The sequence below is a fragment of the Pseudomonas sp. GL93 genome (genome assembly GCF_003408955.1).
Classification (GTDB): domain Bacteria; phylum Pseudomonadota; class Gammaproteobacteria; order Pseudomonadales; family Pseudomonadaceae; genus Aquipseudomonas; species Aquipseudomonas paracarnis.
The window spans coordinates 70,995-85,170 of record NZ_NKRF01000071.1; the positions used below are offsets into that span (position 1 = coordinate 70,995).

At 61.2% G+C, this 14,176-nt stretch carries 13 protein-coding genes; 1 reads left to right on the plus strand and 12 read right to left on the minus strand.

The window, feature by feature from the left end; all coding sequences use genetic code 11:
* Window positions 1-70: 70 nt before the first annotated feature.
* The 11 genes from CER19_RS13290 to CER19_RS13340 form a co-directional block, all read right to left on the minus strand.
* Window positions 71-1,360, minus strand: coding sequence for an adenylosuccinate synthase (locus tag CER19_RS13290; RefSeq protein ID WP_003188067.1), 1,290 nt, complete (start codon window positions 1,358-1,360; stop codon window positions 71-73).
* Between the two features lie 54 nt (window positions 1,361-1,414).
* Window positions 1,415-2,602 (minus strand): ATP phosphoribosyltransferase regulatory subunit, encoded by a 1,188-nt coding sequence (locus CER19_RS13295; protein ID WP_003188066.1) that lies wholly within the window; start codon window positions 2,600-2,602, stop codon window positions 1,415-1,417.
* A gap of 293 nt (window positions 2,603-2,895) precedes the next feature.
* Window positions 2,896-3,762, minus strand: coding sequence for a protease modulator HflC (gene hflC, locus CER19_RS13300; RefSeq protein ID WP_003188064.1), 867 nt, complete (start codon window positions 3,760-3,762; stop codon window positions 2,896-2,898).
* On the minus strand, window positions 3,762-4,937 hold the full coding sequence (gene hflK, locus CER19_RS13305; protein WP_003188062.1) for an FtsH protease activity modulator HflK: 1,176 nt from the start codon (window positions 4,935-4,937) through the stop codon (window positions 3,762-3,764). The genes hflC and hflK overlap by 1 nt, the downstream gene beginning before the upstream one ends.
* 96 nt (window positions 4,938-5,033) lie before the next feature.
* Complete coding sequence (hflX, locus tag CER19_RS13310; RefSeq protein ID WP_032893840.1) at window positions 5,034-6,335, minus strand: ribosome rescue GTPase HflX; 1,302 nt, start codon at window positions 6,333-6,335, stop codon at window positions 5,034-5,036.
* A 12-nt stretch (window positions 6,336-6,347) separates the two neighbouring features.
* Window positions 6,348-6,608: an RNA chaperone Hfq gene (gene hfq / locus CER19_RS13315; protein WP_003188059.1), complete on the minus strand. Its 261-nt coding sequence runs from the start codon at window positions 6,606-6,608 to the stop codon at window positions 6,348-6,350.
* A 94-nt stretch (window positions 6,609-6,702) separates the two neighbouring features.
* Window positions 6,703-7,674, minus strand: coding sequence for a tRNA (adenosine(37)-N6)-dimethylallyltransferase MiaA (gene miaA / locus CER19_RS13320; protein WP_116666744.1), 972 nt, complete (start codon window positions 7,672-7,674; stop codon window positions 6,703-6,705).
* Window positions 7,674-9,590: a DNA mismatch repair endonuclease MutL gene (gene mutL, locus CER19_RS13325; protein ID WP_116666745.1), complete on the minus strand. Its 1,917-nt coding sequence runs from the start codon at window positions 9,588-9,590 to the stop codon at window positions 7,674-7,676. Before mutL ends, miaA begins: the two co-directional genes overlap by 1 nt.
* A complete protein-coding gene (locus CER19_RS13330) occupies window positions 9,590-11,011 on the minus strand; it encodes an N-acetylmuramoyl-L-alanine amidase (protein ID WP_032878208.1) in 1,422 nt (473 codons plus the stop codon). Before CER19_RS13330 ends, mutL begins: the two co-directional genes overlap by 1 nt.
* 15 nt (window positions 11,012-11,026) lie before the next feature.
* The gene (gene tsaE / locus CER19_RS13335; protein WP_116666746.1) at window positions 11,027-11,497 is read right to left on the minus strand and encodes a tRNA (adenosine(37)-N6)-threonylcarbamoyltransferase complex ATPase subunit type 1 TsaE; all 471 of its coding nucleotides are present in this window, start codon (window positions 11,495-11,497) and stop codon (window positions 11,027-11,029) included.
* Window positions 11,485-12,345, minus strand: a complete 861-nt coding sequence (locus CER19_RS13340; RefSeq protein WP_116666747.1) for an NAD(P)H-hydrate dehydratase — start codon at window positions 12,343-12,345, stop codon at window positions 11,485-11,487. Before CER19_RS13340 ends, tsaE begins: the two co-directional genes overlap by 13 nt.
* Window positions 12,346-12,408: 63 nt before the next feature.
* On the opposite strand from CER19_RS13340, the gene queG reads away from it, so the two are divergent.
* Window positions 12,409-13,473: a tRNA epoxyqueuosine(34) reductase QueG gene (gene queG, locus CER19_RS13345; protein ID WP_116666748.1), complete on the plus strand. Its 1,065-nt coding sequence runs from the start codon at window positions 12,409-12,411 to the stop codon at window positions 13,471-13,473.
* Here the strand turns inward: queG and CER19_RS13350 are convergent.
* Complete coding sequence (locus CER19_RS13350) at window positions 13,470-14,087, minus strand: trimeric intracellular cation channel family protein (protein ID WP_169856984.1); 618 nt, start codon at window positions 14,085-14,087, stop codon at window positions 13,470-13,472. The genes queG and CER19_RS13350 overlap by 4 nt on opposite strands.
* Window positions 14,088-14,176 lie beyond the last annotated feature (89 nt).

Sequence of the window (14,176 nt, forward strand, 5' to 3'; positions counted from 1 at the left end):
GTGCCGCTTGCCAGGCAGAAACGACAAAGGGCTCCCGAAGGAGCCCATTGCTTTTTACATCAACAGCTTATTAGGCGAACGGGTGACGCAGAACGATGGTCTCGTTGCGGTCCGGGCCCGTCGAAATAATATCGATCGGCGCGCCAATCAACGCTTCGACGCGCTTGATGTAAGCACGAGCGTTGGCTGGCAGCTCTTCCAGGGTCTTGGCGCCCACGGTCGATTCAGTCCAACCCGGCACTTCTTCGTACACAGGCTGCAGGCCCACGTAGCTGTCAGCGTCGGTCGGGGCAACGTCGTTACCTTCAGCATCTTTGTAGCCAGTGCAGATGTTGATGGTTTCCAGACCGTCGAGTACGTCCAGCTTGGTCAGGCAGATGCCCGAGATGCTGTTCACATCGATAGCACGACGCAGGATAACGGCATCGAACCAGCCGCAACGACGAGCACGGCCAGTGGTGGCGCCGAATTCGTGGCCTTGCTTGGCCAGGTGCGCGCCGACGTCGTCGAACAGCTCAGTCGGGAACGGGCCCGAACCTACGCGAGTGGTGTAGGCCTTGGTGATACCCAGGATGTAGTCCAGGAACATCGGGCCAACGCCAGAACCGGTGGCAACGCCGCCAGCGGTGGTGTTGGAGCTGGTCACGTACGGGTAGGTACCGTGGTCGATGTCCAGCAACGAACCCTGGGCACCTTCGAACATGATGTCTTTGCCAGCGCGACGCAGGTCGTGCAGCTCGGCCGTCACATCCAGCATCAGCGGCTTGAGCAGCTCAGCGTATTCCTTGCACTCGGCCAGGGTCTTTTCAAACTCGATGGCTGGCTCTTTGTAGTAACCCACCAACATGAAGTTGTGGTAATCCACCAGTTCACGCAGCTTGTCTTCAAAGCGCGGCATGTTGAGCAGGTCGCCCACACGCAGGCCACGACGTGCGACCTTGTCTTCGTAGGCCGGGCCGATGCCGCGACCGGTGGTGCCGATCTTCAGCTCGCCACGCGCCTTTTCACGGGCCTGGTCCAGCGCAACGTGGAAGGACAGGATCAGCGGGCAGGACGGGCTGATACGCAGGCGCTCGCGCACCGGTACGCCTTTTTCTTCCAGCTTGGTGATCTCGCGCAGCAGGGCGTCAGGTGCGACCACCACGCCGTTGCCGATCAGGCACTGCACGCCTTCGCGCAGGACACCCGACGGGATCAGGTGCAAGACGGTTTTTTCGCCATCGATGACCAGGGTGTGTCCAGCGTTGTGGCCACCTTGGTAGCGCACTACGGCGGCAGCATGTTCGGTCAGCAGATCAACGATCTTGCCTTTGCCCTCATCACCCCATTGGGTGCCCAGGACTACGACATTCTTACCCATAACACTTGTCCTCATTCGCGCAAACTTGGTGCCGGCGATGGCCGGCAGGAAAACTCAAGAAGCCAGTGGCGATACTTGCCAAAGCCCGTTCTGCTGAATCAATTGCCGGTCGCAGTCCGCTTCACGGGCGGCGGCCAATGGCTGCCCAGGCAAGGCCTGGACTACACGCTGACCCTCACGGCGTAACTGGCAAACCTGCTGCCAGAGCGCTGCGTCCGTACTGTCGGGCATCCAGATGCCACCAGACGGCAGCTCGACCTCAGCACGCCCCAGGGTCACCAGGGTTTTCAAATCGGTGGAAAAACCAGTGGCCGGACGCGCACGACCGAAGTCGGCGCCGATATCGTCATAGCGACCACCTTGGGCGATGGCCTGGCCAACACCCGGGACGAATACCGCGAACACCACACCGGTGTGGTAGTGGTAGCCGCGCAATTCACCCAGATCAAAATACAGCGGCAGCTCCGGGAACCGTGCCGACAGGCGCTCGGCAATTGCCAGCACATCATCCAGTGCTGCCAATACCGGTGCCGGCGCATTGGCCAGGCGCTCACGCGCAGCCACCAGCACTTCACGGCCGCCGCACAGGTCTACCAGCGCCCGCAGCATGCCAGCCAGCTCGGCAGGCACTCCCTCGGTGAGGGCGATCACTTCATCGATCGCCTTGCGCTGCAGGGCATCGAACAACTGTTGCTCCACTTCACCGGACAACCCGGCTGCGCGCGCCAGGCCACGGTAGATACCGACGTGGCCCAGGTCCATGTGCACATCCGGCACATCCGCCAGTTGCAGCATGGCCAGCATCAGGCTGATCACTTCAACATCGCTGCTCGGGCTGGCATCGCCGTACAACTCGGCGCCCAACTGGATCGGGCTACGGGAAGACGACAAGGCGCGCGGCTGGGCATGCAGTACGCTGCCTGCGTAGCACAGGCGGCTCGGGCCTTCGCGACGCAGGGTGTGCGCATCGATGCGCGCCACTTGCGGCGTGATGTCGGCACGGAACCCCATTTGCCGGCCCGATTGCGGGTCGATGACCTTGAAGGTGCGCAGATCCAGGTCCTGGCCCGCGCCGGTCAGCAGGGATTCCAGGTACTCGATATGGGGAGTCACGACAAACTCGTAACCCCAGCTCTGGAACAGATCCAACACCTGGCGACGCGCTACTTCAATGCGCGCAGCTTCTGGTGGCAGTACTTCTTCGATGCCATCTGGCAGCAGCCAGCGGTCTACCGTTGCCATTACGCCATTCCCCTTTGATCCGGGCGGCCAGCCCTCGGCCGAGCCTTGAGTGAAGCAGAAAATACCCGCCCCTTGCATAAACCACGCGCAAGAGCGACGTGACGAACGGCCTGCAAACGGCCTCGTCGGGCACTTTCCTCGAAAAACCTGTCACGCCTGCCGAATCAAACATGCAGACGCAAAAAAGCCGGGAATTTCCCGGCTGCCGCATCATACACCCGTTTTCTGAAAGGATCACCCCGCCAGGCATTTTAGCCGCCCGACGGAGTGCGCCTTACAGAATCACGGGCTGGTTACTTGGACTTTTCCAGGTAGCGGAAGAAGTCGCTGCTTGGGTCCAGCACCAGTACGTCGGTTTTGTTCGCGAAGCTTTCACGGTAGGCGCGCAGGCTACGGTAGAACGCGTAGAACTCCTGGTCCTGGCCGTAGGCCTTGGCGTAGATCGCCGCAGCTTGAGCATCGCCATCACCACGCGCCTCTTCAGACTCACGATAGGCTTCTGCCAGCAGTACACGACGCTGACGGTCGGCATCGGCACGGATACCTTCAGCCAACTCGTTACCCTTGGCACGGTGCTCACGCGCTTCACGCTCACGCTCGGTGCTCATACGCTCGAACACGCTGCGGTTTACTTCCTTGGGCAGGTCAATGGCCTTGACGCGAACGTCGACCACTTCGATACCCAGCTCTTTTTCCGCCATGGTGTTCAGCGAGCGGGTGATGTCAGCCATCAGCGCATCACGTTCACCGGATACCACCTCGTGCAGGGTGCGCTTACCAAACTGGTCACGCAGGCCCGATTCCAGACGACGGGACAAACGTTCGTCAGCAATCTGCTTGAGGCCGGAAGTCGCGGTGTAGAAGCGCTCGGCATCCTTGACGCGCCACTTGGCGTAGGCGTCAACCATCACGGCTTTCTTTTCCAGGGTCAGGAAGCGCTGTGTCGGTGCATCCAGGGTCATCAGGCGGGCGTCGAACTTGCGCACCTGGTTGACGTAGGGGACTTTCACATGCAGGCCCGGCTGGACATCCGCCTGGACCACGCGACCGAATTGCAGCAGCACCGCACGCTCGGTCTGAGCGACGATGTAGAAGCAGTTCCAGGCAGCGATGACCACGACGACGCCCACAATCAGGGCGGTCAGCGATTTATTGCTCATCAACGGCTCTCCCTGGTACGTGTTTGCTGTTGCAGCAAGTCAGCGGCCGCACGGGCGCTCGCTTCGTTGGCAGCGGCATTCGAACCGGTGGACGGTGCACTGGCGCCGCTACGACCACCTTCGATCATCTTGTCCAGCGGCAGGTACAGCAGGTTGTTCTGCCCACCTTTGCTGCCGGTCACGAGAACCTTGCTGGTGTTGCTGAAGACTTCCTGCATGGTGTCCAGGTACAGACGCTCGCGGGTCACTTCAGGTGCCTTGCGGTACTCGGCGACCAGCTTGGTGAAACGATCTGCCTCACCCTTGGCGCGGGAGACCACTTCGTCGCGGTAACCGTTGGCATCTTCAAGGATGCGCTGGGCCTGACCACGGGCTTCCGGCACAACGCCGTTGGCATAGGTTTCAGCCTGGTTGCGCGAACGCTGCTCGTCTTCACGTGCACGGATCACGTCGTCAAAGGCTTCCTGCACTTCACGCGGTGCCGCTGCGCTCTGTACGTTCACCTGAGTAACGGTGATACCGGTGCGGTAAGTGTCGAGGAAGCGTTGCAGACGCTCCTTGATTTCGCTGGCCATCAACTCACGACCTTCGGTGAGCACCTGGTCCATGGCGGTGGAACCCACCACGTGGCGCAGGGCACTTTCGGTTGCGTGTTGCAGGCTGATTTCCGGCTGATCAACGTTCAGCACGAAGTCTTGCAGGTTGCTGATCTTGTACTGCACGGTCAGCGGCACTTCGACGATGTTCTCGTCTTCGGTCAGCATCTGGCCCTGCTTGGTGTACGCACGCTCACGCGTCACGTTCTCCATGTACTTCTTGTCGATCGGCGGGAAATAGATATTCAGGCCCGGGCCGACAGTCTCGTAGTACTTGCCGAAACGCAGCACCACGGCTTGCTCCTGCTCGTCCACCACGTACACGGCACTGTAGAGCCATACGGCCGCCAGCACGACAAGGCCCAGGCCCAGCAGGCCATAGCCACCGCCCTTGCTTGTGCGACCGCCGTCGTCACCACCGCGTTTTTTTCCACCACCGAACAACCCATTCAGGCTTTCCTGCAGCTTTCGGAAGGCCTCGTCGAGATCCGGTGGCCCCTTGCGGTCGCCATTATTGCGGCGCTTACCACCCCAAGGATCCTGATTATTCGAGTTGCCACCCGGCTCATTCCAAGCCATAGCGCTCTCCATCTGATAAAGCAAAGACGCACCCACGGCGCGCCGACCAATGCTACAGAATGCCTGCTACTGCGGCACAACCGCTTTCTCAGGCTTTTATTGCAAAGTGTGTTGTTCGATGAACTCTGCCGGTACAACACCCTCTCGGCTGACCAGCCGATTGAGCTCCGAACGTGGCAATCGAACAGCCAGCAAGCTGACACCTTCTTCGTCGTGTTCTTCTTTCTGTACCGCGCCCAACTCGAAAAACTGTGCACGCAGTCGAGCAAAACGCTGCGGCAAGCGCAAGGTGCCGACGAACAAATCGCTGCCGAGCAATTCGGCAATGGCTTGTTCCAGCAGCTCCAAGCCACTGCCATCTCGCGCCGACAGCCAGACCCGCTGGGGCTTGCCGTTCTCGTCGCGCTGGATTTGTGGCTCAACGCCTTCAAGCAAATCGAGTTTGTTATAGACCTCGAGGATCGGCAAGTCCTGGGCGCCAATCTCGCCCAGCACCACCATGACCTGTTCAATCTGCAACATGCGATCCGGTTCGGCCGCATCGATCACGTGCAACAGCAGGTCGGAATTGCTCGACTCTTCGAGCGTAGACCGAAATGCCTCGACGAGCTTGTGGGGCAGGTGACGAATGAAACCCACGGTATCGGCCAGCACAATCGGCCCCAGGTCGTCGATGTCCAGACGCCGCAGGGTCGGGTCGAGGGTGGCGAACAGCTGGTCGGCCGCGTACACATCCGACTGGGTCACGTTATTGAACAGCGTGGATTTGCCGGCGTTGGTGTAACCCACCAACGACACCGTTGGGATATCCGCACGGGAACGGCCACGTCGCGACTGTTCACGTTGGCTGCGCACTTTTTCCAGGCGGCCCTTGATCTGGCGCAGGCGAACCCGCAGCAGACGCCGGTCGGTTTCCAACTGGGTTTCGCCCGGGCCACGCATGCCGATACCGCCACCCTGACGCTCAAGGTGAGTCCAGCCGCGAACCAGGCGCGTGCTCATGTGGTCAAGCTGAGCCAGTTCAACCTGGAGCTTGCCTTCATGGGTACGGGCGCGTTGGGCGAAAATATCGAGAATCAGACCGGTACGGTCGATCACGCGACACTCGAAAACACGTTCGAGGTTACGTTCCTGACTGGGCGTGAGGGTGTGATTGAAGATCACCAGATCAGCTTCTTCGGCATGAACCAGGTCGCGCAGTTCCTCGACCTTGCCGCTGCCAATCAGGTATTTGGCGGTTGGCCGATGACGCGGTACGTTAAAAAACGCAACGGTCTCGGCGCCGGCCGAATTTGCCAACTCCTGAAACTCCTGCGGATCTTCGCGCGCCTCAGGGTCCTGTCCATCCAAGTGAACGAGGATTACTCGCTCACCACCACCGTGGCGCTCAAAGAACAAAGGAGACTCCTATCAGGCGTTACCTGGCTCAGCGTCACCCTGTTCATCACCTGCTGCGCTAGGCAGACGGATTGGACGAACTGGAACGACTGTCGAGATAGCGTGCTTGTAAACCATCTGGCTGACGGTGTTTTTCAGCAGGATAACGAATTGGTCGAACGACTCGATCGTACCTTGCAGCTTGATGCCGTTGACCAGATAGATGGAAACCCCAACTTTCTCTTTACGTAAAGTATTCAAGTAAGGGTCTTGTAGCGAATGCCCTTTTGACATGTGCCGCACTCCTTTAAGGATCAATAATAAAAAATCGGAAAATAGATAGCTTATGGCCGTCACACCCCCAAGGATAGACGGCAATTGCAAGGACTCAGCTCAATATGGAGACCGTTCCCAAGTATTTCAAGGCGCGTGACAGATTGTCGCTGTCCAGGCTGTCCAACCAGTGCAAATCGCTCCAGCTGCGCAGCCAGGTGAACTGGCGCTTCGCCAATTGGCGCGTGGCAATGATGCCGCGCTCCTGCATTTCGGCTGACGTCAGCTTGCCATCCAGATGATCCCAGACTTGGCGGTAGCCTACAGCACGTATCGAAGGCAGCCCTGCATGCAGGTCGCCTCTTGAACGCAATGCTACGACCTCGTCCACAAACCCCTGTTCCAACATTATTGTGAATCTTTGTGCAATTCGTTCATGCAACACCTGGCGGTTTGCCGGAGCGATGGCCAGATTCGCCACAGTATAGGGCAATTGTGACTGTCCAGATGCGCCTGCATCAGTACTTTGCGCAGTTTGTTTCAGCCGATGTTCAGTCATGGTCTGGCCACTGACGCGCCAGACTTCCAGGGCGCGTGTGAGCCGCTGGGGGTCATTGGGGTGAATACGTGCCGCAGATACCGGGTCTACCGCCGCCAACTGGTCGTGAAGGGCCTGCCAGCCAAGGCGCGCAGCCTCTTCTTCAAGTTCGGCGCGCACCTGGGCATCGGCAGGCGGCATATCGGCCAGACCTTCCTGCAGCGCCTTGTAATAGAGCATGGTGCCGCCCACCAGCAGCGGGATATTGCCCCGCGCGGTGATCTCGGCCATGGCCGCCAGGGCGTCGGTGCGAAAATCCGCCGCCGAATAGCTCTGCGCCGGATCGATGATGTCGATCAACTTGTGCGGATACTGGGCCAACAGCGCCTTCGACGGCTTGGCCGTGCCGATATCCATGTCCCGGTAAACCAGGGCAGAGTCGACGCTGATCAACTCGCAGGGCAGCACCCTGGTCAGCTCGATGGCCAGGTCGGTCTTGCCGGCAGCCGTGGGGCCCATCAGGAAAATGGCGGGGGGCAAGGCACTCATCAGCGGCCGCGCAGGAACAGTTTGTCCAGATCGTCCAGGCCCATCTGGGTCCAGGTCGGTCGGCCATGGTTGCATTGGCCGCTGCGCTCGGTGTTTTCCATGTCGCGCAGCAGGCCGTTCATTTCCGGCAGGGCCAGGCGGCGGTTGGCGCGGATGGCGCCGTGGCAGGCCATGGTGCCGAGCAATTCGTTGATATGCGCCTGGATACGGTCGCTGGTGCCGTACTCCATCAGGTCTGCCAGCACGTCGGCCACCAGGCGGTTGGCCTCGGCCTGCTTGAGCAGCGCGGGAATCTGGCGGATCGCCAGGGTTTCCGGGCCCAGGCGTTGCAGCTCGAAGCCCAGCTTCTGGAACACACTGTGATGTTCTTCTGCGCAGTCGGCTTCACGCTGGCTCACCGCCAGGGATTCGGGCACCAGCAGCGGCTGGCCGCTGAGGCCTTCGCTGGCCATGGCGATCTTCAGGCGCTCGTACATGATCCGCTCATGGGCGGCGTGCATGTCCACCAGCACCAGGCCATGGGCGTTTTCGGCGAGGATATAAATGCCTTTGAGCTGCGCCAGGGCATAGCCCAGCGGCGGAATATCACCGCCGCCTTCGGGTAACGCCACAGCAGCACCCGGCTCGGCACCCGGCAGCGGCGCGAAAAACTCACGGTACGCCGCCTGGGCCTCGGCCACCGGCACCGTCGATTGCGGGCGCGGTGTGTATTGATACTGATAACCCGCACCGGCACCCGAATTTGGCGCTGTGTAGGCTGGCTGCGCCTGTGGCGATTGCAGCAGGTTGGCCGCCAGGCTCATCTCACCCTGGGGGCCGAACTCGCCGGCTTCCGGACCGCTTGGCCGCACCACCGCCGTGACAATCGGCGCTGACAACTGATCATCCGGACGCACGTCGCCCAAGGCGCGGTGCAGCGTGCCGTAGAGGAAGTCATGCACCATGCGCCCGTCACGGAAGCGCACCTCGTGTTTGGTCGGGTGCACATTGACGTCGACCACCGAAGGGTCAACCTCAAAGAACAGCACAAAGGTCGGGTGTCGCCCGTTGAACAGCACATCGCGATAAGCCTGGCGCACCGCATGGGCCACCAGTTTGTCGCGGACCGCCCGGCCGTTCACAAAGAAATACTGCAAGTCGGCCTGGCTGCGGGAGAACGTCGGCAACCCGACCCAGCCCCACAACCTCAAGCCATTACGCTCGATCTCAATCGGCAGCGCCTGTTCCAGGAACCCGCTGCCACACACCGCTGCCACCCGCCGAGCACGCGCGGCGTCGTCGTTGGCTTCGTGCAGGCTGAGGATGGTCTTGCCATTGTGGCGCAGGTGAAAGGCCACATCGAAACGCGCCAGGGCCAGTCGCTTGATCACTTCTTGCAGGTGATCGAATTCGGTTTTCTCGGCCTTGAGGAATTTGCGCCGTGCCGGGGTATTGAAGAACAGGTCGCGCACTTCCACCGAGGTGCCCACCGGATGGGCTGCCGGCTGGACCCGAGGCGCCATGTCACGGCCTTCGGTTTCCACCTGCCAGGCTTGCTCGGCGCCGCGGGTGCGGGAGGTCAGGGTCAGGCGGGCCACGGAGCTGATGGAGGCCAGGGCCTCACCACGAAAGCCCAGGCTCATGACCCGCTCCAGGTCTTCCAGGTCACGGATCTTGCTGGTGGCGTGACGGGCCAGGGCCAGGGGCAGGTCATCCGAAGAGATGCCGCTGCCATCGTCACGTACCCGCAGCAGCTTGACGCCGCCCTGCTCCACATCGACATCGATGCGTTTGGCACCGGAGTCAATGCTGTTTTCCAGCAACTCCTTGATCACCGACGCCGGGCGCTCAACCACCTCACCTGCAGCGATCTGGTTGGCAAGGCGCGGGCTGAGCAATTCAATGCGCGAGCCGCTGTTCAACAAGGTTTCGCTCATTACTGTGCCGCCAATTCAGTGCCGGGGATGGTCAACACCTGGCCGATCTTCAACTCATCGGTTTTCAGGTTATTGGCGCTGCGCAAGGCCGCAGGCGTGACCTGGAAACGTACCGCCAGCATGGCAACGGTGTCGCCGGGTTGCACACGATGGTCACGCGGGCCCTGGGCGATTTTGCCGGAGTCACGCAGCCAGGCGATATAGGTGCCCGGCGGCGGGTTCTGCTGGAAGAACTGACGCACACCGGCGCTGATCGAGCGCGCCAGCGCTTGCTGGTGGCTGGCGCTGGCCAGTTTCGACGCTTCGTTGGCGTTGGAGATAAACCCGGTTTCCACCAGGATCGACGGAATATCCGGCGACTTCAACACCATGAACCCGGCTTGTTCCACCCGCTGTTTATGCAGCGACGTCACACGGCCGATATTGCTCAGGACTTTCTGGCCCACGTTGAGGCTGGAGGTCAGCGAGGCGGTCATCGACAGGTCGAGCAGTACGCCTGCGAGCATCTTGTCCTTGTCATCAAGGGAGACGTTGCCGGCCCCGCCGATCAAGTCGGAGCGGTTTTCACTATCGGCCAGCCAGCGCGCGGTCTCGGAGGTAGCGCCGCGATCCGACAGGGCAAATACCGAGGCGCCAAAGGCAGCGGTTGAAGGCGCGGCGTCGGCGTGAATGGACACGAACAGGTCCGCGCCCTTCTTACGGGCAATTTCGGTACGGCCACGCAACGGAATGAAGTAGTCACCGGTGCGGGTCAGCTCGGCGCGGTAGCCTTTCATGCCGTTGACCTGGCGCTGCAGCTCGCGAGCGATGGCGAGCACCACGTCTTTCTCATGCTGGCCGCGTGAGCCGGAAGCCCCCGGATCTTCGCCACCGTGGCCGGCGTCGATCACCACGATGATGTCGCGCTTGCCTGCCGGTGCAGGCGGCGGCGGTGGCAGCTTGACCTGGGGTTGCGAAGGGTTGACCGGCACCGCAGGCACCGTCGCCACGCTTGGCGTTGGCGCAGGCGGCGGTGCGGCGTCGGCGGGGTTGTCGAACAGGTCGACCACCAGGCGGTTGCCGTACTGGGCGTTGGGGGCCAGGGAGAAGCTTTTGGGGGTCACGGCCTTTTTCAGGTCGATGACCACACGCAGGTCGGTCGGCGTACGCTGGGCCGAGCGCATGGCGGTAATGGGCGTGTTGGCGGTGGAGACTTTCAGCGGCGCGGCCAGGCTGGCACCGTTGATGTCGATCACCAGGCGATCAGGCGCCGTCAAGGTAAAGACGCTGTGCTGGACCGGGCCAGACAGGTCGAACACCAGTCGCGTGTTATCCGGCGCTCGCCACAGGCGAACACTTTTCACCTGTGAAGCAGCCAGAGCATTGACAGTCATTGCCGCAAGCAACACCCCCACGACAGCAACCAACGCGCGAAAGCGCATACCTAACCCCACCAATTATTTGAATTCCAATGCCAGAGCAGCACACCACGACTCAGCGCGTGGGCTCTGGGGCAACAACTTCAGCTGACGTCCGTGCTCATGCGGCGTAATGGTAATGGTCAGGTCCGGCTTTGGCAAAAAGCCTGTGCCTTTATTTGGCCACTCGATCAGGCACAGCGCATCATCGTCGAAGTAATCACGGATGCCCATGAACTCCAACTCTTCCGGATCGACCAAGCGGTAGAGGTCGAAATGGAAAGCACGCACGTCGCCGATCTCGTAGGGCTCGACCAACGTGAAGGTCGGGCTTTTTACCGCGCCGGTATGGCCCAGGCCGCGAATAATTCCCCGGGACAGTGTGGTTTTGCCTGCGCCCAGGTCGCCCTCGAGAAAGATCAACCCGGCCCCTTGCGTGACCTGTGAAATACGCTGGCCCAACGCGACCATGGCCTCTTCATCGGCCAGGAAAAGAATCACTTCAGACACGCAGACTGCTCCTCCAGCAATTGACGAATGGCAGGAATCAGGTCGCTGGCGGCCAAACCGCGACCCAAGCTGCCTTGGCGTTCCCCCGCCGTGGCGTGCAACCACACGGCCAGGCAGCCGGCTTCATACGCCGGCATGCCCTGGGCCAGTAACGCCGCCACCAAGCCGGCCAGCACATCGCCGAGCCCCGCTGTTGCCATCGCCGGGTGGCCTTGATCACACCGCGACACACGCCCATCCGGGCTGGCAATCAAACTGCCAGCACCCTTGAGGATAGCCACTGCATTGAATTTCTGACTCAACGCGCGCGCCACCTTAAGGCGATCTGCCTGAACCTCGGCTGTCGATAACCCCAACAAACGCGCAGCTTCGCCCGGATGAGGGGTAATCACACAGTTGGCCGGCAGCTCGACGCTGCCAGTGGCCAGTTGATTGAGCGCATCGGCATCCCACACCTGCGGCTGGCTGGCATTGGCCGCGACCGACAACAGGCTCTTGCCCCAAGCGGCAGCGCCCAGGCCTGGGCCAATGACGATCACCGAGATTTTTTCCAGCAGGCCCATCAACTGGTTGGCCGAGCTCACGCCGACGGCCATGACTTCCGGCAGCCGAGCCAGAGCGGCCGGCACGTGTTCCGGCCGCGTCGCCAGCGAGACCATGCCGGCGCCGCTGCGCAGGGCACTTTCGGTGCTCAGCAACGCCGCGCCGCCAAAGCCACGGTCACCACCGATGACCAGCAGGTGGCCGAACTGGCCCTTATGGGCGTCCGGGGAGCGCGCAGCCAGTTGCGGCAAATGGCCGGGCAACAACAGCTGAACGTCGGTAATTGGGTGTTTTGTCTGAGGCATGCGTCTTCAAGCTCCGATGTCTGGCAGAATTATACGCATCTAACCTGTGGTTTCCCGTGTCTCATGCCTGCTATTACCTCCGATCTGCCCGCCCTTGCCCAATCGATCAAAGACTGGGGACGCGAGCTGGGCTTTCAACAAGTGGGCATCAGCGGCCTCGACCTGGCTGAGCATGAACAGCACCTGCAACGCTGGCTCGACGCGGGCTACCACGGCGAGATGGAGTATATGGGCGCCCACGGCAGTAAACGCTCGCACCCAGACGAGCTGGTGCCCGGTACCTTGCGCGTGGTGTCACTGCGCATGGACTACCTGCCCGGCGACACCCAAATGGCGCAATTGCTGGCCCAGCCAGAAAAAGCCTACATCTCGCGCTACGCCCTGGGCCGCGATTACCACAAGCTGATCCGCAAGCGCGTGCAGCAACTGGCCGACCGCATCCAGGCGCAGATCGGGCCGTTCGGCTTTCGCGCCTTTGTCGACAGCGCGCCCGTCCTGGAAAAAGCCATCGCCGAACAAGCGGGCCTGGGCTGGATCGGTAAAAACACCCTGGTTCTCAACCGCAAGGCCGGCAGTTATTTCTTTTTGAGCGAGCTGTTTGTCGATTTACCGTTGCCGGTCGACCCACCCCACACCACCGAACACTGCGGCCGCTGCACAGCGTGCCTGGACATCTGCCCCACTAACGCCTTCGTCGGCCCTTACGTGCTGGACGCGCGACGCTGCATTTCCTACCTGACCATCGAACTCAAGAGCGCCATCCCCGAAGACCTGCGCCCACTGATCGGCAACCGCGTGTTTGGCTGCGATGACTGTCAGATCGTTTGCCCGTGGAATCGTTTCGCCCGATCCACCGCCGAAAGCGATTTCAAGCCACGGCACAATCTGGATAACGCTGAACTGGCCGAATTGTTTATGTGGGACGAGGATAAATTCCTCAGCAGCACCGAGGGCTCACCCCTACGCCGCGCCGGTTACGAGCGCTGGTTACGCAACCTGGCGGTAGGCCTGGGCAATGCGCCCTCCAGCATTCCGGTATTGGAGGCACTCAAGGCGCGGCGGGACTACCCCTCGGAGTTGGTACGCGAACACGTGGAGTGGGCGCTGAACCAGCACGCGACCCGCTAGTGTACGTCGTCGTTGTAGACGAACTTGGGCATTTCCCAGTGAAAACGGATCGCCAGCAAGCGCAATAGAAAGCCGCTGAACAGCGTCAGCAGAATCGCCTGTTCGCTGGGCAGTTCCAGATACAGGCACAGCAAGTAGAACCAGGCGGCCAGGAACGACACGCTGGCGTACAACTCGCGGCGGAAGATCAGCGGGATGTCGTTACAGAAGATATCCCGCAGGATGCCGCCGAATACGCCGGTAATGACCCCGCTGACGGACGCCACCAACATGCCGTGACCCATTTCCAGGGCGGTCATGCAGCCAATCAGGGTAAACGCCACCAACCCCAAGGCATCCAGCGCCAAAAACAGCGAGCGCAGGCGGCGCATCAGTGGCGCGATAAAGATCGTCACCAGTGCCGCAACGGAGGTCAGCACCAGGTATTCCGGGTGTTTGACCCAGGTCAGCGGGTAGTGCCCGAGCAACACATCGCGCACCGAACCGCCGCCCAAGGCCGTCACGCAAGCGATCAGCACCACGCCAAACCAGTCCATGCCACGCCGACCCGCGGACAGGGCGCCAGTCATGGCTTCGGCGGTGATGGCGACGAGGTAGAGCATCAGCAACATGATGGCGATCCTGACAGAGAGGCCGGCAGTCTAATCATTTGCCGAGGGCACCAAAAGGGGGCGCTTGGCGATAAACCGCGTCGCCTGCGATG